The following is a 17,854-nucleotide window of genomic DNA, read 5'->3' as shown; positions in this document are numbered from 1 at the left end:
GATGTAGCTGTGATTTGAATTAAGTGGGGTTATTTCTCAGAAAGAATCCAAACATCAGTAGAAATGGTACGTTTGATTTGCCGATAGAGGCGAAGCGCTTCTCTGTTATCAGGGAAACTGGAATAAGCGACTTGATGCAATCCAAATTTATTCAAACCAATATACTGGGCATCATAACCTTCTTGCTTTAGTTGGGCCACTTTTTTGTCCGCATTGTCCTTAATTCTAAAAGCCCCAGCGATAACGTGATGCAAAGGCCCCTTGTAAGGCGCTGTTTTAGTAATGTTCAATGCAATTGCCGGTAGCTCCATGGGTGCACTATCAAAAAAGGTGGCCTCTTGTATATGCTTAGAGACCTCTTCTTGAGCGGTTTGCCGTACCAACTCTTGTTTTTTATGGTTTTGTAGGTAAAACTGATACGAACTGATACCTAATGAAAACAATAATAAACCTATAGCGGCAACTTTAAGTAAAGGCCGATATACTGATGTTTCCCTTTTCTCTGGAGTAATGATAAAGGGTACGCGTTCTTCTATCGCTTCGACCTCTTCTTTTAGTTCTTCTCTTACTATAGGCGTTGAACCAAACGGAGACAATCCAAAAGACGATGTGAGGTAGTTTATTTTGTCCTCAGGCTTGAACTGAATTTTATGTTCGGCGCTGAGGGTTAGTTTCCCAATGCCAAACAATTCAATTGCCTCACCTTTTTCCAAGGTCTCCTTCCATTTGATAGAGGTCTCGCTGATTTCTTCGAGCATATCCTCATAAGACAGCTTTTTCGCTTTCGAAACGTAAGACACCAGAAGGCCATCATTTTTCGAAAGTTGCTCGTTGAAAGAGATGATTTTGGTGGGCGGGTATAGGGTGTTGCTTGTCGAATCAATACGGGCAGAAGTGGTTTGCGCCAGAAATGCCCCAAAACCAGGCATGACCACACAGTTGTACCGATACAATAATTCCTCTATATAGTGTTCCACCCTCATTGGTGGCAAATATTACAAAAATTGACCTATCACAAAATAGTGCGCATAACTTTTTATTAACATTCTAATTTGTGTATTTTGTGGAAAACTAAAGTATAAGATTTCATGTCTGAAAATGAGCTAATAGCCTTACTGCGATTACAGCAAATTCCTAATATCGGGGATGTGATCGCAAAAAAGTTATTGGAACGGTGTGGAAGCGCAACGGCTATTTTTCAAGAGAAAAAACAACATCTTCTCAAAATAGATGGGGTTGGTACCGCTACCTTAAGCGGACTTCACGCCAAAGTATATCTAGAGGCCGCTGAAGCCGAGCTACGGTTTATACAAGCTAATGCCATCGATTATCACTATTTTCTTGACGATAAGTATCCCAGTAAATTAAAGCATTGCTTTGATGGCCCAATCCTACTTTTTCAATCGGGTACTATCGAGCTTAAAGAAAGAAGGATAATCAGTGTCGTCGGTACAAGAAAAATTACCAGTTATGGACAGGCATTTTGTGAAAAATTCATAGCGGATATAGCTCCTTTAAATCCTGTAATTGTTAGTGGTTTCGCTTACGGGGTCGATATTGCGATTCAACGGGCCGCCATGGAACATGGCCTACAGACCATTGGTTGCTTGGCCCATGGATTGAATCAGATTTATCCGAAGGCCCATAAGAAATATGTGGCCGATATTGATGCAAACGGTGGGTTTTTTACGGAGTTCTGGAGTAATACGAACCCAGAAAGGGAGAATTTTCTAAAGCGAAATCGTATTATCGCCGGATTGAGCGAGGCAACCGTAGTAGTTGAATCTGCTGAAAAAGGGGGTAGTTTGGTTACTGCCGACATGGCCCATGGCTATAATCGTGATGTATTCGCGGTACCCGGCCGCGCTACGGACAAATACAGTTTGGGATGCAATAATCTAATCAAACAACAGAAGGCACAACTCTTGACCTCAGCCGCAGATTTGGTGTATTTATTGGGATGGCGAATCGATGAAAGGCGAAAACAGCCCCACCAAAAACAGCTCTTTATTGAGCTGGATAGCACAGAACAGTCTATCTACTCCTACTTACAGTTAAACGGAAAACAAGTACTTGATACCGTTGCTTTAGCATGTAATCTGCCCATTTTTAAAGTTTCGGCAACCTTATTGAACATGGAGATGAAAGGTGTGATTCGTCCGTTGCCCGGTAAGTTGTTCGAGGCAATTTAGATTTGTGGGTCATTGTATAACCGATTATCGAAGAACCCTAAGACAGAACGGGTATTCTGCATTTGGGGTATTTTAGACGGTATATTGGTACTATTCATCGGCCTACTTTTTACTGGAAGGGTAATTTCACGTAAAACCCAAGTTTTCCATAGTGGTGAATTGTTTTATTTGAATCGACGACCTACCACATATCTGACAAAAGATGAAAATAGCCTTTTTTGAAGTAGTTTAACCCCTATATTCAGTGTCCGAAGAACGGTTGTATTTAAAGGACTAAAGGTAAATGATGTTTTTAAGATTGTTAGTTAGCCTGTAAACTCGTTTGTAGGGCAAAAATTCCTGCCGAAAAGATGTTTTTTCATTTGTTCATTTCTTTGAACAAGCTTCAGCAATGAATGGTTACTACTAATTTCGTTTTTGCATTGGCTAGAAAAGAAACGAATAGGTAGTCCCTCATAAAAAGTTGTAATTTTCTTTGCAACTGATCATATGCCAACAGTTACAATCATATTACCTTAGTATTAGGGATAGCAGTACCAAACTAATTCCCCTCCATTGGAGGGGTTGGGGGAGGCTTAGTATCCCACTTTTGCCCTCACCCTAGCTAACACTCCATCAGCAACTTTTGAAGCTTTTCTAGCTCCTTTGGCCAAAGCTTCGTCAACCTCATTTAAGTTGTTCATGTAATATTCAAACTTTTCACGAGGTTCTTTAAATTTCTCGATGATAGCCTCAAAAAGTTCTTGCTTGGCATGGCCATAACCGTAATTGCCAGCCAGATAATTGGCACTCATGGCTTCAATTTCTTCTTGCGACGCCAGTAATTTAAATAGGGCAAATACATTGTCGTTGGTAGGATCTTTTGGATCTTCTATAGGGGTGCTATCGGTAACTATCCCCATAAGCTGTTTTCGTAGTTTTTTATCGGGCTGAAAAAGGTTGATAATATTGCCCTTGCTTTTGCTCATTTTTGCACCGTCCGTACCAGGTACGTACATGGTGTTTTCCTGTAATTTGGTCTCGGGCATCACAAAAGTCTCCCCAAAAACATGATGGAACCTTGAAGCTACGTCACGGGTCATCTCTAAATGCTGTGACTGGTCTTTGCCAACGGGGACTATTTCGGCATCATAAAGCAAGATGTCCGCAGCCATTAGCATGGGGTAGCTAAAAAGACCGGCATTCACGTCTTCCAACCTGTCGGCTTTATCTTTAAAAGAATGCGCCAATGTCAACCGTTGGTACGGGAAAAAGCAGCTGAGATACCATGCAAGCTCTGTAACCTGCGGCACATCACTTTGTCTGTAGAAAATGGTTTTCTCGATATCCAATCCGAAAGCGAGCCATGTTGCAGCAGTGGCATAGGTGTTCTGTCGCAATTCTTCACCGTTTTTTATCTGGGTTAGGGAATGCATGTCTGCAATAAAGAGAAAAGACTCATTATCAACGTCTTTTGCCATTTCGATGGCCGGAACAATAGCTCCTAAAATATTACCCAAATGCGGTACTCCAGTACTTTGAATACCCGTTAAGATCCTTGCCATAAACTTGTTTTCGACCGTAAATGTAACAATCCAGATTTTATTAAAAAAGAAAGGTAATTTGATACCGTTGTTTTTTGAAAATTCTACTTTTGAAAAGTGCTACGATTTATCAAGAATATTGGTTTCACACTATACAGGGTCTGGTTTTACCTATTGGTCGCCCTTCCGATTATCGTGTTTTTGCCATTTTTGGTAGCGACTACGCTATCACAAAAAACATACCACCAGTTTTTTTGGCTGGCAAGGAACCTATGGGCCAAACCAATACTTTTTGGAATGGGCTGTCCACCTAAAATAGTTTGGCAACAGCATTTGCAAAAAGATAAAAGTTACATGTTGGTTGCCAACCATACGAGTATGTTGGATATTATGTTGATGCTTTATATTAGCAAAAATCCCTTTGTTTTTGTGGGAAAAAAAGAATTGGCCACGATTCCGCTATTTGGGTTTTTCTACAAACGGGTATGTATTTTGGTAGATAGAAAAGATCCCAAAAGTAGAATAGCGGTTTATCGCAGTGTGCAAAACCGCTTAAAACAACACTTAGGTATCTGTATTTTTCCTGAAGGAGGCGTTCCTGACGAAGAAATAGTGCTCGACAGCTTTAAAGACGGGGCTTTTAGAATGGCCATTGCGCATAATATACCGGTCGTTCCAATGACGTTTTACGATTGCAAAAAACGTTTTTCATGGTCATTTTTTAGTGGGAATCCTGGTACTTTAAGGGTCAAGGTCCATAATTTCTTCAATACCGACCTGTTGAAATCAGAAAGCACCTCAATATTGCGTGAAGAGGTAAGGAACTTAATTCTTCATGATTTAAAAGAGGATAAACGCAACGCTTAGACCACAACCCTTTATTATTTTCTAATGATTGAACACTAGCATTCAAATAACAATGCGAAAATTTAGAACTTAAAACTAATGCCGCTGTAAATACCTAAAGTATAAGGTCTGAACTGGCCAGCGGTTTCTGAAAAGGTATTCAGTTGGTATTTGAAGATCGGTTCAAGGTTTAATTGCAAATTTGGCGCAAATTCGTAGTTGAATCCCAAACCAATATTTGTACTGAAGTTCACGTCATTAATATTATTTGCCTCCCCTACATCGGTTACTAGTCCATCTGATACCAGGGAAACAGAATTGTCGATTAGAAACAACGAACTTACACCACCAATAATATTCACCCCGACCTTTTTATCCAATAATGCGTAATTCAGTTCAAAGGGTACTTCTAAATACCCCATCTGTTGTACCATACTGCCTTCAAAGGAATTAGAGATGCCGCTAAACTCTGAAACAGCAGTAGGGCTGTCGTTGGCAAATGTGTTGCTAGTCGATTTGCTCTCTACCACCAAGCTTCTTGAGGCAGTCGAATAATTGATATTATCGATTAACTCGTTCGTTGATGCTGTCAAAGAAGAAGAGAAAACGACTTCATTGGTATCGTAGCCATAGTCAACCATATGTACCCCTGAACGAACGCTTAGTTTTTTGCTGATGTCGTATGAGACGGTAAGGCCATAACTTAGATTTAGGTTGCCCGATTTAGAGTTACGCGCAAAGTTGGAGTGTATAGGCGATCCCTGGCCGACGGCATCAAAGTATACGGGTGCTACCGAAGGCCCCATTGCCCATCTGTTGGCTTGACTTTCTTTGGGTTGCTCTTTGTCGTTTGTTTCGAGCTCTTCTATGGCGTCAAATATGGATTTTTTCCCTTTTTGATTTTCTTCTACAGCCGTAATGGCTTCTTCTTGTTTCAAAAGGGGTAGTTCAGAATCCTTGTTAATGCTTTTGCCTTCTTTTTCTTTAGCACCAATGTCATTTGATTTTTGATTCTTTCCGTTGATGGCAATGGCATTATTTTCGATGGTCTCTTTTTTGCGATCGAGGCCACTAGGGTCTTTTTTAGGATTAGTTAGAACTATAGCTTCCGTTTTATTGGTAGCATCAATTTTTAAAGTTGACTTGGCCTTATTCTTTTCTTTGCTTTCTGAATCGGCATCGTTTTTAGCAAGTTGATTGGCTGTAATACGTTCTGCCCCTTGGTCAAGATTACGTTTATCCCCTTTCGTTGAGGGTGAATCGTCAATAGTCTTTTGCTGTGGGTCATTTACATTGCCCGTATTTGAATCGACTTCGGTCACCTGAATGGTCTCGCCATTTTTATCTATGGTAACATAAGGATTCATGTTTAGGGAGTCATTCGTCTGATTATCTAAATTCGTAGGATCTTCAACGTTCGTAATTGTTGTACCACTACTATTAGAATCCGTTTTTAAAGGATTGAATACGAGGAACAACACTGCCAAAAGTGCGGCCACCCCACCTAGTTTCCACCAAATAGGTACGATTCTCGACTTCTTTTTTTTGTCTAAAGAAGCCTCGATGGAATCCCAGACTCTTTCTTCTGGGGCCTCCGAAAAGCTTGAGAGCTTTTCTTGAAACAGTTTATCTAAATTCTTTTCTTCCATACTTAATCACTTAAGCAATATTTATATTTTCCTTTTCTATCTTTTCTTTCAAAATCATCCGTGCCCGTGCTAGGTTTGATTTTGATGTACCGGTTGAAGTGCCCAACATTTCGCTGATTTCCTTATGCGAGTGACCATCCATAACATAAAGGTTGAACGTGAGCCTATATTTATTCGGAAGCTCTTGAATATACCTCAAAAGTGTCGCCAAACTTATGTCGGTATGGGCAGTTTCAATATCCTCAACCTCCCCGAAATTTTCAGAGACCACATCTAAATGGCGCTCTTTTCTATATTTCTGCAAAACCGTGTTAACGGTAATCCTTTTCATCCATCCTTCAAAAGAACCTTTAAAATTGTATTGCCCAATTTTATCATAAATCGTCATAAAACTATCATGAAGGTTGTCTTCTGCCTCGGTTTTATTGCGAGAATACTTTAAACAAATACCGAACAGTATACTTGAATACCTGCGATAGAGTTCTTCTTGGGCCTTTCGCCTTCCTTTTTTACAATTAGCTATGAGTTCTTCAAGACTCAAAATAGTTGGTCAGATTAAAAAAGTATTAAAGATTAGTTCAGCCCTTCCGGCTTAACCGGAACTACATATTCGATATATTCCGGTTCTCCTTCCAAGGTTTCACCTGCATAAAACCGGAAAGTGTACGCGCCAATTTCCAAAGCCGTGAATTCAAATTGGGCGGTTACCTCATCATTCGTATCCGTACAGTCAGATTCGGTCAACAAAGACCCTATGGCAATGATACTTCGTGCATTGGCATTATCACTTTCCACATCAAAGTTGGAAAAGAAGGTACAGGTATCGGGCCTTCTAAACACAACTTCTATGCTATGGGGCTCATTTTGATTAAAGACCTCTGGCATTGTAGCGGAAACCACTTCAAGAATCACAAATTGGAAATTTTCATCAGAATCTATATCACAGCCGCTTAGGCAAAACAACATAGTCATTCCTAAAAAGAATACAATTGTCCTTTTCATAACCTTTTATACTTGGTTATTAGATGTATATAAAACGCTTAGGTTGCGTTTTTAGGATATGGACAGGTACAAATCGACAAAAATTAATCGTTTACGGCACTAATGGCCTCTCTGATTTTAGCCTCAAGCTCTTCAGATAACTCCGGATTGTCTTCTAGTAGGCTTTTGACCGCATCTCGACCCTGCCCTAATTTGGTGTCGCCATAACTGAACCACGAACCACTCTTTTTAACGATTTCATAGGCCACCCCAAGGTCAAGAACCTCACCTACCTTCGAAATGCCCTCACCGTACATGATATCAAATTCGGCTGTTCTGAAAGGCGGGGCAACTTTGTTCTTTACGACTTTGACCCGGGTTTTGTTCCCTTGAACATTGCCATCGGTATTCTTGATTTGGGTAGATCTTCTGATATCAAGTCGAACGGATGCATAGAATTTTAAGGCATTACCACCTGTTGTTGTTTCTGGATTACCAAACATAACCCCAATTTTTTCACGTAGCTGGTTGATAAAAATTACGGTACAATTGGTCTTACTGATAGATCCCGTCAATTTACGAAGTGCTTGTGACATCAATCGGGCGTGCAGCCCCATTTTAGAATCACCCATTTCACCTTCAATCTCACTCTTTGGGGTAAGTGCGGCAACCGAATCTACAATGACAATGTCTATGGCACCTGACCTGATGAGGTTATCCGCTATTTCAAGGGCCTGTTCGCCATTATCTGGTTGTGAAATGATCAAATTATCAATATCAACCCCTAATTTCTGGGCATAAAAGCGGTCAAAAGCATGCTCGGCATCAATAAAAGCTGCAATGCCACCGTTCTTTTGTGCCTCAGCAATGGCATGAAGGGTCAAGGTGGTCTTACCAGACGATTCGGGGCCATATATCTCAATTACCCTGCCCCGCGGGTAGCCACCAACGCCTAAAGCAAGATCCAAACCTAAAGATCCCGAAGAAATGACCTCAACATCTTCAACGACACTGTCACCCATTTTCATTACGGTGCCCTTGCCATAGGTTTTATCCAATTTATCTAAAGTAAGTTTTAACGCTTTTAATTTTGCCTCGTTCTCGTTGCCCATGATTAAAAAAATTTGAGGACTAAATTACCACTTCTTTGGCATTTATGGATACCAACGCAACCATTTAAAATAATCGACATCTCTTTAGGGCCTAATTCAAATATAATTAAGACTTTATGTGAAGTTTGTAAGACCACTACAAAAGACTTTTTATCTATGAAAAAGAAAGATAGTGGTCAAAAGGCATCCTTCCCCAAGGATGCCTTTTTATTTTAATCCCTATTTTTGCCATATTAAATACACTTCTTTAACTTAAACTATTGGTATAGCATGCAACTGTACAATACACTAAGTGCGAAAGAAAGGGAACAATTGATTGAGGAGGCCGGAAAAGAAAGGCTTACCATCTCTTTCTACAAATATGCGCATATTAAGAATACCCAGATATTTCGAAATCATCTCTTTATCCATTGGAATGAGCTCGATGTCTTAGGTAGGATCTATATTGCCCATGAGGGGATAAACGCACAATTATCGGTTCCGGCAGAAAGTTTTGGGGTTTTCAAGGCACATTTGGACAGCATTTCATTCTTAGAAAATGTGAGGTTGAATATTGCTATTGAACAAGACAATAAATCGTTTCTAAAATTAAAGGTAAAGGTGCGTGATAAGATTGTTGCCGACGGATTGAATGATGAAACCTTCGATGTCACGGATAAGGGCATCCATGTAGATGCAACGCGTTTTAACAAACTGATTGAAGACCCTGATACCGTGCTGGTCGACATGCGTAACCATTATGAAAGTGAAATAGGCCATTTTAAGAATGCCATTACCCCTGATGTCGATACCTTTCGAGATTCTTTGGATATTATTGAGGCTGATTTGGCCGATAATAAAGAAGATAAAAAACTGGTCATGTATTGCACCGGTGGCATTCGCTGTGAAAAGGCAAGTGCTTACTATAAACACAAAGGGTTTAAGAACGTATATCAGTTGGAAGGGGGCATCATTGAGTACACAAGACAAGTAAAAGCCGAACAATTGGAGAATAAGTTCATGGGAAAGAACTTCGTTTTTGACCATAGGCGCAGTGAAAGGATATCCAATGATGTGATTGCTAATTGCCATCAATGTGGCAAGCCTTGTGATACCCATGTGAACTGTGCCAATGAGGCATGTCACCTATTGTTCATTCAATGTGCCGACTGTGCAGAAGTCATGAACGACTGTTGCTCTGATAGTTGCAAAGAAATAAATGCATTGCCCTTTGAAGAACAGAAAAGACTTAGAAAAGGAAAGCATGCAAGCAACAAAATTTTTAAAAAAGGGCGTTCTGAAGTGCTAAAGTTTAAAAAGTAGGCAATAGCTACTGTTATATTTGTCTTATATTTACTTTCAGTTAATTTATGAACCCTTTTTAAGGAAGCTGTGTAACAATTTCCTTAATTCAAGATATAAAATATGGGATGTAGCAGTTGTTCAACCGGTAAGGATGGGCAGCCGCGTGGATGCAAGAACAATGGTACTTGTGGCACAGATGGTTGCAATAAGCTTACGGTTTTCGATTGGCTTTCTAATATGTCGCTACCAAATGGTCAAAAACCCTTTGACGGTGTAGAAGTGCGCTTTAAGAATAGTAGAAAAGAGTTTTTTAGAAATACGGAACAAACCCCATTGGCCATTGGCGACATTGTAGCTACCCAGGCCAAATCGGGCCACGACGTAGGTATGGTGACTTTGACAGGGGAACTGGTCAAAGTACAGATGAAAAAAAAGAAGGTTGCCCCAGATGATAAAACCCTTCCTAAAATCTACCGAAAAGCTTCACAACGGGATATTGATATCTGGCAAAAATGCCGCGACAAAGAAGAAGAAATAAAGAAACGGTCTCGTGAAATCGCCATTTCGTTGAACTTGCAGATGAAATTAAGCGATGTGGAGTTTCAAGGTGATGGCTCAAAGGCCACATTCTATTACACTGCTGAAGACCGTGTGGATTTTAGACAGTTGATTAAGGACATGGCCAAGGCATTCGGCATTCGAATTGAAATGCGCCAGATAGGATATCGTCAAGAAGCCCAGCGACTAGGTGGTATAGGCTCTTGCGGTAGGGAACTTTGTTGCTCTACATGGCTATCCGATTTTAGATCGGTCAGTACGGCATCGGCCCGTTACCAACAATTGGCATTGAACCCTCAAAAGCTCGCCGGTCAGTGTGGTAAATTAAAATGCTGTTTAAATTACGAGTTGGATACCTATTTAGAGGCGCTTAAAGACTTTCCCTCGCAAGACACCAAACTACAAACTGAGAAAGGGGTTGCATTTTGTCAAAAATCGGATATTTTTAAAGAAATGCTTTGGTTTTCGTATAAAAATGACGCCGCGAATTGGCATGCACTCCATAAAGATCAGGTTCTTGAAATCATTGAGATCAATAAAACCAGTAAAAAGATTGCCAGTTTAGAGGCTTATGTGGTCGAAACCGTTTCTGAAGAAAAGCTCGTATTTGAAAATGTGGTCGGGCAAGATAGTCTCAATCGCTTTGACAAACCTAAAAACCATCGCAAAAAGAAAAGGAGAAATAAAAAGAGGAACCCGAACAAAAACAACAAGCAAACGGCTAGAAATGGTTAGAAGTCTAGGTATTCTATTTTTTGTAATTCTTTTTACAGCCTGTGGCAATAAGAATATGGTGTATTCTGAATATGAGAGTCTTGATAATGGGCTATGGAAGACCTCAGATACTGTAAAATTCAACTTCGCAGGGTTGGATACCCTTTCAGACTACAATGTTTTCATTAATATAAGAAATGACGATACGTATAAATTCAGCAATCTTTTTTTAATTACGGAATTAGAGGCACCGAGCGGTGAAACCGTAATCGATACCTTGGAATATGAAATGGCTTTCCCTGATGGCACTTGGATGGGCACAGGTTCTGGCGCGATTAAAGAAAACAAATTATGGTTTCGTGAAAACGTCGTTTTTCCAGAGATGGGCGTATATAGTTTTAGAGTGAGCCATGCGATGCGCGAAAACGGTGCGCTTGAAGGAGTTCAAGAATTGGGCGGCATTACGGATATCGGGCTACAAATTGAAAAAACGAAATTACCCTAATGGCAAAGGTTAAAAAGACAACAAAAAATCGATTTTTTAGATTTATTAAGTGGTTTTGGATTTTGTTCGTTACAGGATTGTTCGCTGGCGGATTGATATTTTTATTGGCATCATGGGGTGCTTTCGGTGATATGCCCGAATACGAGTATTTAGAAAATCCTGAGACCAATTTGGCGACGGAGTTTATCTCTTCTGATGGGGAAACCTTAGGGAAGCTATATCTTGATGATAATCGTACCCCTGTGGATTTTAAAGACTTGCCCAAGAACTTGGTTGATGCTTTGGTGGCCACCGAAGATGCCCGGTTTTATGACCACGCCGGTATTGATGCAAGGGGCTTTTTAAGGGCTTTGGTCTACCTCGGAAAAAAAGGTGGTGCAAGTACGATTTCACAGCAATTGGCCCGACAACTTTTTGTCGGTGTGCGATCGAGAAATAAGGTTGAAGCGATTACCCAAAAAATAAAGGAATGGGTCTTGGCCACCAGATTAGAACGGCAGTATACCAAAGAGGAAATCATAGCAATGTATTTTAACATCTATGATTTTGGTAACAATGCAGATGGCATTCGTTCGGCATCACGAATTTACTTTGGCAAAGAACCCCAAGAGTTAAGGGTAGAGGAATCTGCGATGCTGGTAGGTATGTTCAAGAACTCTTCTCTTTACAATCCACGACCTAGTAGAAACCCCGTTGGAACCAGAAACAGACGTAATGTGGTTTTGGCACAAATGGCGAAATACGGGTATATAGAAGATCAACTTAAAGATTCCCTTCAAAAACTGCCATTAAATCTGAATTATAACCCAGAATCCCATCGTGAAGGTTTGGCGACCTACTTTAGAATGTATATGCAGCGCTGGTTGAACAGTTGGGTAAAAGAGAATCCGAAACTAGATGGCGAAAAGTATAATATTTACCAAGACGGGTTAAAGATTTACACGACGATTGATTCTAGAATGCAAAAAAATGCTGAAGATGCCGTTGAGGCCCATATGTCAAAACTGCAAGCCGAATTTTTTGTTCAAAACACGTTGGAACGCAACCCCACAACCCCATTTTTAGACCTTGAGGATTTCGAGATTGACAATATTATGGAACGAGCCATCAAAACTTCAGACCGCTGGAGGGTGCTCAAAAGCCAAGGGAAATCAGATAGTGAAATCAAGACATCGTTCAATAAGAAAACTGAAATGATTGTTTTTGATTGGAATAGTGATTCGTTTGAAAAAGATACTATTATGACTCCTATGGATTCCATTCGGTATTATAAGACTTTTTTACGCACCGCAATGATGTCCATGGAACCCCAAACAGGTCATGTAAAGGCTTGGATCGGCGGAGTCGATTACAAGCATTTTCAGTACGATAATGTAAAACAGGGTGCAAGACAGGCCGGGTCTACCTTCAAGCCGTTTGTATATGCTGCGGCAATAGACCAATTACGTTATTCCCCTTGCGACTCGCTACCCGATTATCAATATTGTATAGAGCCATTAAAGCATGGTAATGTAGAAGAATGGTGCCCAAAAAACTCAGATGGTAAATATTCAGGCAATAATAGAACCTTAAAAAATGCCTTGGCAAATTCTATTAATACAGTTACGGCACGATTAATAGACCAAGTTGGCCCGGGTTCGGTTGTTTCTTTTGCAAAGAATATGGGTATAACCAGAGAAATTCCGCCTGTGCCCTCTATCGCATTGGGTACTGTGGATGTCAATGTTTATGAAATGGTAGGGGCGTACGGTACATTTGCCAATCAAGGGGTTTACGTGAAACCGGTCATGGTAACCCGTATCGAAGATAAGAACGGAACGGTACTCTATGAGTATGTGCCAGAAACCCGTGATGTACTGAGCAAAGATGTGGCATACACCATGGTTAATTTGATGGAAGGGGTGACGCAACATGGTTCTGGAGCTAGATTAAGACATTCCTTTGCAAAAGAACAAACGGTATATAAAGAAATCATGACGGGGTATCCCTATGAATTGACCAACCCCATTGCAGGCAAGACCGGTACCACACAAAACCAAAGTGATGGTTGGTTTATGGGTATGGTGCCTAATTTGGTCACGGGTGTCTGGGTAGGGGGAGAAGAACGGTCCACCCACTTTAAGTCGCTTAGATACGGCCAAGCAGCATCAATGGCACTCCCTATTTGGGCATTGTATATGAAAGCCAATTATGCCAATGAGGAATTGGGTATTTCAAAAGGGGCTTTCGAAAAACCTGAAGACCTTTCCATCAATGTGGACTGTACCAAAATTGTTGAGGAGATGAAACAGGATTTGGACACTGAAGATGACCTTGAGGGTCTCGACTTTTAGTTAAAGGTTTTGATATGATAAAAAAAACGGTTTCGAATGTATCTGATGCCCTAAGTGGTGTTTCGAACGGCATGACCTTCATGCTTGGCGGATTTGGCCTCTGTGGCATTCCTGAAAATGCTATTGCTGAGTTGGTCAATTTGGGTATAAAAGACATCACCTGCATTTCTAACAATGCGGGGGTTGATGATTTTGGCCTTGGGTTACTACTGCAGAACCGCCAAATAAAGAAAATGATTTCCTCTTACGTGGGTGAAAATGACGAGTTTGAGCGACAAATGTTGAGCGGTGAACTAGAAGTAGAACTTACTCCCCAGGGTACTTTGGCCGAAAAATGTAGGGCAGCGCAGGCAGGCTTTCCGGCCTTTTATACTCCCGCAGGTTATGGTACTGAAGTGGCAGAAGGTAAGGAGGTAAGGGAATTTAACGGTAAAATGTATGTATTGGAACCCGCTTTCAAAGCAGATTTTGCATTTGTGAAAGCTTGGAAGGGTGATGAAGCAGGTAACCTTATTTTTAAAGGAACCGCACGCAATTTTAACCCTTGTATGTGCGGTGCCGCCACAATAACAGTGGCTGAGGTGGAAGAACTGCTTCCGGCAGGTAGTCTAGATCCAAATGAAATTCATACCCCAGGAATTTTTGTCCAACGAATATTCCAGGGGAAAAATTATGAAAAGCGTATCGAGCAGCGAACTGTTCGCAGTCGCAATGTGTAAATTTTTTAATGTGCCAATGTAATAATGGTAGTTAAGAATAATCCAGTAGTGGATAAATCGATAGGGTTTGCTTTGATGATAAGCAAATTTTGTGAACTATTAGAAGAGCATAAAAAGTATGTAGTTGCAAGACAATTGTTAAAATCGGGCACTAGTATCGGGGCCAACATCCATGAAGCTCAAAACGCCGAGACAAGGATAGATTTTATACACAAAATGAAAATTGCGCTAAAAGAATTGGAAGAAACCAAGTATTGGTTGACCTTATGCGAACGTTCCGAGTCATATCCTTTTAATACAAGGTTGAAGACTAGTGTCAATGAACTCGGATTGATTATGTATAAAATTGTCAGCACAAGTAAAAAGAATTTGAATAAATAACACTGATATATTGCTTCATTGCTGAATTAAATTATATGTTAGATAAAAACGGAATCGCAAAACGGATTGCACAAGAAGTACAAGATGGGTACTATGTGAATTTGGGCATAGGTATTCCAACCTTGGTCGCCAATTTTGTACGTGAAGACATCAGCGTAGAGTTTCAAAGTGAAAATGGGGTTTTGGGCATGGGCCCCTTTCCTTATGAAGGCGAAGAAGATGCAGACATCATTAATGCGGGTAAACAAACGATAACCACCTTGCCGGGGGCATCGTTTTTTGATTCCGCAATGAGTTTTAGTATGATTCGTGGCAGACATGTTGATTTGACTATTTTAGGAGCTATGGAAGTTGCTGAAAACGGTGATATTGCCAATTGGAAGATTCCAGGCAAAATGGTAAAAGGCATGGGTGGAGCGATGGATTTAGTGGCATCTGCCGAAAATATTATAGTGGCGATGATGCATACCAATAGGGCCGGACAATCAAAATTACTGAAAAAGTGCACCTTGCCCTTGACCGGAGTGGCATGTGTGAAGAAAATCGTAACCAACTTAGCGGTATTGGAAGTCACACCTGATGGATTTTTGCTTTTGGAAAGAGCACCGGGAGTCGATATTGAAACGATTCAAAAGGCAACCGAAGGAAAACTTATCGTCAATGACAATATTCCAGAAATGATGATATAAGGGTGCTAGCCTAGCCTTTATGTATTTACAATTTCATTTTTTATGGAACTGGCAACAGGTTAGGATGCTTACACAACAAAAAATGGGATTCGACGTTACTTTAAAAGAAATTTATACTATAATAACAACCCCAAATTATCCACAATAAAACCCTAAAGAATAATGATTACCGAATTTAACCAAAAGGCTGTTGAAGAAGAAATACAGATATACCGCAATGATTTTTACAGCGGCATAATGCGATTGGTCAGAAAACTATTTATGTTATAAACCAAACACCTCAACAAAAAAACAAAAGGCCTGATAATTATCAAGGCCTTTTTTTATTTTTAGGGTTTGATGGATAAAATGGACATTGAATTCAGAAAATGTACTCGCGACGATTTGACCTATCTTGTACAAATTTCAAAAAGTACGTTTTGCGAGGCCTTTGAAGCAGATAACGACCCCGAAGACTTTAACACCTACATAGACTCAGCTTTTTCAACAACGCAACTTCAGAAAGAACTGTCCCAAGAACATACTACATTTTATTTCGTAATTGGCAAAGGGCAAGTTCTGGGGTACTTTAAACTTAATGAATTTGATGTACAATCAGAGTTTCACGAAGTTATCGGAATAGAGCTCGAAAGGGTTTACATAACTTCAGGGTATCAAGGTAAAGGTATCGGACGCCAAGTACTGAACCAAATTTTTGAAATTGCCAAGACCAGAAAGAAACACTATGTTTGGTTGGGGGTTTGGCAAAGAAACCCTAGGGCAATTAAGTTTTACGAGGCATATGGTTTTCAAAAAATCGGGACACATCCCTATTTTATCGGGAATGATAGACAAACCGATTGGCTAATGCGAAAAGAAGTATAATATGAAAAATTTGAGTGTATTTTTTTTAATAGGATGTTTTACCATACGACTAACGGTAGCCCAAGAATATTACTTTCCTGAACAAAACGAAACATGGAAACAGTTGGGCGAAGTAGAAACGTATTTCAATAGTGAAAAATTAGAGGAAGTTGTCAAGTTTGCTGAGGCAAACGAATATTCTGGTTCTCGAGACTTGCGAATTGCAATTTTAAAGGGTTTTGAACGCGAACCGTTCCACGAAATATTAGGCCCCACTAAAAAGAGGGGAGGCCCCGCTGGAATGATTTTAAAAAACGGGTATTTGGTCGCTTCTTGGGGCGATATCAAAAGGGTAGATATGACGTTTAGTGTCACGAAGAGCTTTCTTTCGACCGTTGCAGGCATGGCATTCGATCAAAAGTTGATTGCCAATACCAATGACAAGGTAGGCGGATATATTTGGGATGGAACCTTTGATGGGCAGCATAACTCAAAAATTACCTGGGAGCATCTTTTACAACAAAATTCAGCTTGGTCTGGTGAACTATGGGGAGGGAAAGACTGGGCCGATAGACCACCTAAAGAGGGAGGTATTGACGATTGGAAGTTTGAAAAGCCCAAAGAGCCCGGCACGGTCATGGAATATAATGATGTTCGGGTGAATGTATTGGCTTATGCATTGACTCATGTGTGGCGAAAACCACTTCCAATGGTGTTGAAAGAAAACCTTATGGATAAAATAGGTGCCTCTACTACTTGGCGTTGGCACGGTTATGACCATGCATGGACAGAAATAGATGGCATTAAAATGAAGTCTGTTACGGGTGGTGGGCATTCCGGCGCCGGAATGTTTATTTCGGCTGAGGACATGGCACGATTTGGAGTGTTGTTCTTGAATAACGGTAAATGGAGAGGACAAAGACTGATCAGTGAAAATTGGATTGCAAAAGCGATACGACCTTCTTTACCAAATGCGAATTACGGTTATATGTGGTGGTTGAATAGAAAAGGTAAGCGCCATTGGCGGGGCCTTTCAGAAAATATATACTACGCTGCCGGTTTTGGGGGCAATTTTATCGTTATTGATAAAGAAAATGACGTTGTGGCCGTTACAAGATGGTTAGAACCTAATAAAATTGGGGAATTCATGGAAAAGTTGGCGACTTCGATGCGTAAATAGAATGCGGATTACGCGATGCTATAATTTCAACATATTATCCATAAACATGATATCGCCCTCGGCCTGAAGTTTTTGTGCGATCGCATTTTCAAACGCGACGTGAATGAGCAAGGCGATAGCTTTTGCATTTGATTTGGTCAAGCTGTTCGTTCTGTAAACAACATCCCTGATGGTTGAAAAACTGACATTACTGCGCAAGGCAATGTTGGCCAAGTCGTCTTTTGAGGTAGTTCTTCTCAAAATCGTTGAAAGTCTTTCAGAAATCGGTTTTCCGTAATCCTCTTCACTAAACATAGTTTCATTTCTAATCGTTAGGCTATACTTTGGTTTAGATAACATGTCGGT

At 40.4% G+C, this 17,854-nt stretch carries 18 protein-coding genes; 11 read left to right on the top strand and 7 right to left on the bottom strand.

Annotated features, from left to right (window positions below; all coding sequences use genetic code 11):
- Window positions 1–29: 29 nt before the first annotated feature.
- The gene (locus tag AACM45_RS15800; RefSeq protein WP_339143935.1) at window positions 30–983 is read right to left on the bottom strand and encodes an HU domain-containing protein; all 954 of its coding nucleotides are present in this window, start codon (window positions 981–983) and stop codon (window positions 30–32) included.
- A 105-nt stretch (window positions 984–1,088) separates the two neighbouring features.
- On the opposite strand from AACM45_RS15800, the gene dprA reads away from it, so the two are divergent.
- Window positions 1,089–2,192, top strand: a complete 1,104-nt coding sequence (gene dprA / locus AACM45_RS15795) for a DNA-processing protein DprA (protein WP_339143934.1) — start codon at window positions 1,089–1,091, stop codon at window positions 2,190–2,192.
- A 575-nt stretch (window positions 2,193–2,767) separates the two neighbouring features.
- Here the strand turns inward: dprA and trpS are convergent.
- On the bottom strand, window positions 2,768–3,736 hold the full coding sequence (gene trpS, locus AACM45_RS15790; protein ID WP_339143933.1) for a tryptophan--tRNA ligase: 969 nt from the start codon (window positions 3,734–3,736) through the stop codon (window positions 2,768–2,770).
- 96 nt (window positions 3,737–3,832) lie between these two features.
- On the opposite strand from trpS, the gene AACM45_RS15785 reads away from it, so the two are divergent.
- Complete coding sequence (locus AACM45_RS15785) at window positions 3,833–4,582, top strand: lysophospholipid acyltransferase family protein (RefSeq protein ID WP_339143932.1); 750 nt, start codon at window positions 3,833–3,835, stop codon at window positions 4,580–4,582.
- Window positions 4,583–4,644: 62 nt separating this feature from the next.
- Here AACM45_RS15785 and AACM45_RS15780 read toward each other — a convergent pair whose 3' ends face one another.
- The 4 genes from AACM45_RS15780 to recA form a co-directional block, all read right to left on the bottom strand.
- A complete protein-coding gene (locus AACM45_RS15780) occupies window positions 4,645–6,210 on the bottom strand; it encodes an outer membrane beta-barrel protein (RefSeq protein WP_339143931.1) in 1,566 nt (521 codons plus the stop codon).
- Window positions 6,211–6,220: 10 nt separating this feature from the next.
- Window positions 6,221–6,751 carry an RNA polymerase sigma factor gene (locus AACM45_RS15775; RefSeq protein ID WP_339143930.1) on the bottom strand — a complete coding sequence of 177 codons (531 nt, stop codon included), beginning with the start codon at window positions 6,749–6,751 and terminating at the stop codon, window positions 6,221–6,223.
- A gap of 32 nt (window positions 6,752–6,783) precedes the next feature.
- Complete coding sequence (locus AACM45_RS15770) at window positions 6,784–7,212, bottom strand: hypothetical protein (protein WP_339143929.1); 429 nt, start codon at window positions 7,210–7,212, stop codon at window positions 6,784–6,786.
- 83 nt (window positions 7,213–7,295) lie between these two features.
- Window positions 7,296–8,303, bottom strand: coding sequence for a recombinase RecA (recA, locus tag AACM45_RS15765; RefSeq protein WP_339143927.1), 1,008 nt, complete (start codon window positions 8,301–8,303; stop codon window positions 7,296–7,298).
- A 270-nt stretch (window positions 8,304–8,573) separates the two neighbouring features.
- Between recA and trhO the strand changes: the two genes are divergently transcribed.
- The 9 genes from trhO (at window position 8,574) to AACM45_RS15720 (ending at window position 17,509) form a co-directional block, all read left to right on the top strand.
- Entirely contained in the window at window positions 8,574–9,605 is a 1,032-nt protein-coding gene (gene trhO, locus AACM45_RS15760; protein ID WP_339143926.1) for an oxygen-dependent tRNA uridine(34) hydroxylase TrhO, read from the top strand.
- A 102-nt stretch (window positions 9,606–9,707) separates the two neighbouring features.
- A complete protein-coding gene (locus AACM45_RS15755) occupies window positions 9,708–10,880 on the top strand; it encodes a PSP1 domain-containing protein (RefSeq protein WP_339143925.1) in 1,173 nt (390 codons plus the stop codon).
- Complete coding sequence (locus tag AACM45_RS15750; RefSeq protein ID WP_339143924.1) at window positions 10,873–11,364, top strand: gliding motility lipoprotein GldH; 492 nt, start codon at window positions 10,873–10,875, stop codon at window positions 11,362–11,364. Before AACM45_RS15755 ends, AACM45_RS15750 begins: the two co-directional genes overlap by 8 nt.
- Window positions 11,364–13,697 carry a penicillin-binding protein 1A gene (locus AACM45_RS15745; protein ID WP_339143922.1) on the top strand — a complete coding sequence of 778 codons (2,334 nt, stop codon included), beginning with the start codon at window positions 11,364–11,366 and terminating at the stop codon, window positions 13,695–13,697. The genes AACM45_RS15750 and AACM45_RS15745 overlap by 1 nt, the downstream gene beginning before the upstream one ends.
- Window positions 13,698–13,711: 14 nt before the next feature.
- Window positions 13,712–14,416 carry a CoA transferase subunit A gene (locus AACM45_RS15740; protein ID WP_339143921.1) on the top strand — a complete coding sequence of 235 codons (705 nt, stop codon included), beginning with the start codon at window positions 13,712–13,714 and terminating at the stop codon, window positions 14,414–14,416.
- 24 nt (window positions 14,417–14,440) lie between these two features.
- The gene (locus AACM45_RS15735) at window positions 14,441–14,797 is read left to right on the top strand and encodes a four helix bundle protein (RefSeq protein WP_339143920.1); all 357 of its coding nucleotides are present in this window, start codon (window positions 14,441–14,443) and stop codon (window positions 14,795–14,797) included.
- Between the two features lie 35 nt (window positions 14,798–14,832).
- Window positions 14,833–15,486 carry a CoA transferase subunit B gene (locus AACM45_RS15730; RefSeq protein WP_339143919.1) on the top strand — a complete coding sequence of 218 codons (654 nt, stop codon included), beginning with the start codon at window positions 14,833–14,835 and terminating at the stop codon, window positions 15,484–15,486.
- Window positions 15,487–15,825: 339 nt separating this feature from the next.
- Window positions 15,826–16,350, top strand: coding sequence for a GNAT family N-acetyltransferase (locus AACM45_RS15725; RefSeq protein WP_339143918.1), 525 nt, complete (start codon window positions 15,826–15,828; stop codon window positions 16,348–16,350).
- 1 nt (window position 16,351) lies between these two features.
- Window positions 16,352–17,509 carry a serine hydrolase domain-containing protein gene (locus AACM45_RS15720; protein WP_339143917.1) on the top strand — a complete coding sequence of 386 codons (1,158 nt, stop codon included), beginning with the start codon at window positions 16,352–16,354 and terminating at the stop codon, window positions 17,507–17,509.
- Window positions 17,510–17,527: 18 nt separating this feature from the next.
- Here the strand turns inward: AACM45_RS15720 and AACM45_RS15715 are convergent, their stop codons facing one another.
- Window positions 17,528–17,848 carry a hypothetical protein gene (locus AACM45_RS15715; protein ID WP_339143916.1) on the bottom strand — a complete coding sequence of 107 codons (321 nt, stop codon included), beginning with the start codon at window positions 17,846–17,848 and terminating at the stop codon, window positions 17,528–17,530.
- Window positions 17,849–17,854: the final 6 nt, after the last annotated feature.

Source organism: Croceitalea sp. MTPC5 (assembly GCF_036985505.1).
In the GTDB taxonomy this organism is placed as follows: Bacteria; Bacteroidota; Bacteroidia; order Flavobacteriales; family Flavobacteriaceae; genus Croceitalea.
Note: the sequence above shows the minus strand (reverse complement) of the source record. Positions and strands in the feature narration are given on the sequence as shown.

What these genes read in the sequence shown, in the direction of transcription:
- AACM45_RS15800 (WP_339143935.1), bottom strand. Translation starts at nt 983, where the DNA reads ATGAGGGTGGAACACTATATAGAGGAATTATTGTATCGGTACAACTGT.
- dprA (WP_339143934.1), top strand. Translation starts at nt 1,089, where the DNA reads ATGTCTGAAAATGAGCTAATAGCCTTACTGCGATTACAGCAAATTCCT.
- trpS (WP_339143933.1), bottom strand. Translation starts at nt 3,736, where the DNA reads ATGGCAAGGATCTTAACGGGTATTCAAAGTACTGGAGTACCGCATTTG.
- AACM45_RS15780 (WP_339143931.1), bottom strand. Translation starts at nt 6,210, where the DNA reads ATGGAAGAAAAGAATTTAGATAAACTGTTTCAAGAAAAGCTCTCAAGC.
- AACM45_RS15770 (WP_339143929.1), bottom strand. Translation starts at nt 7,212, where the DNA reads ATGAAAAGGACAATTGTATTCTTTTTAGGAATGACTATGTTGTTTTGC.
- recA (WP_339143927.1), bottom strand. Translation starts at nt 8,303, where the DNA reads ATGGGCAACGAGAACGAGGCAAAATTAAAAGCGTTAAAACTTACTTTA.
- trhO (WP_339143926.1), top strand. Translation starts at nt 8,574, where the DNA reads ATGCAACTGTACAATACACTAAGTGCGAAAGAAAGGGAACAATTGATT.
- AACM45_RS15755 (WP_339143925.1), top strand. Translation starts at nt 9,708, where the DNA reads ATGGGATGTAGCAGTTGTTCAACCGGTAAGGATGGGCAGCCGCGTGGA.
- AACM45_RS15750 (WP_339143924.1), top strand. Translation starts at nt 10,873, where the DNA reads ATGGTTAGAAGTCTAGGTATTCTATTTTTTGTAATTCTTTTTACAGCC.
- AACM45_RS15745 (WP_339143922.1), top strand. Translation starts at nt 11,364, where the DNA reads ATGGCAAAGGTTAAAAAGACAACAAAAAATCGATTTTTTAGATTTATT.
- AACM45_RS15740 (WP_339143921.1), top strand. Translation starts at nt 13,712, where the DNA reads ATGATAAAAAAAACGGTTTCGAATGTATCTGATGCCCTAAGTGGTGTT.
- AACM45_RS15735 (WP_339143920.1), top strand. Translation starts at nt 14,441, where the DNA reads ATGGTAGTTAAGAATAATCCAGTAGTGGATAAATCGATAGGGTTTGCT.
- AACM45_RS15730 (WP_339143919.1), top strand. Translation starts at nt 14,833, where the DNA reads ATGTTAGATAAAAACGGAATCGCAAAACGGATTGCACAAGAAGTACAA.
- AACM45_RS15725 (WP_339143918.1), top strand. Translation starts at nt 15,826, where the DNA reads ATGGATAAAATGGACATTGAATTCAGAAAATGTACTCGCGACGATTTG.
- AACM45_RS15720 (WP_339143917.1), top strand. Translation starts at nt 16,352, where the DNA reads ATGAAAAATTTGAGTGTATTTTTTTTAATAGGATGTTTTACCATACGA.
- AACM45_RS15715 (WP_339143916.1), bottom strand. Translation starts at nt 17,848, where the DNA reads ATGTTATCTAAACCAAAGTATAGCCTAACGATTAGAAATGAAACTATG.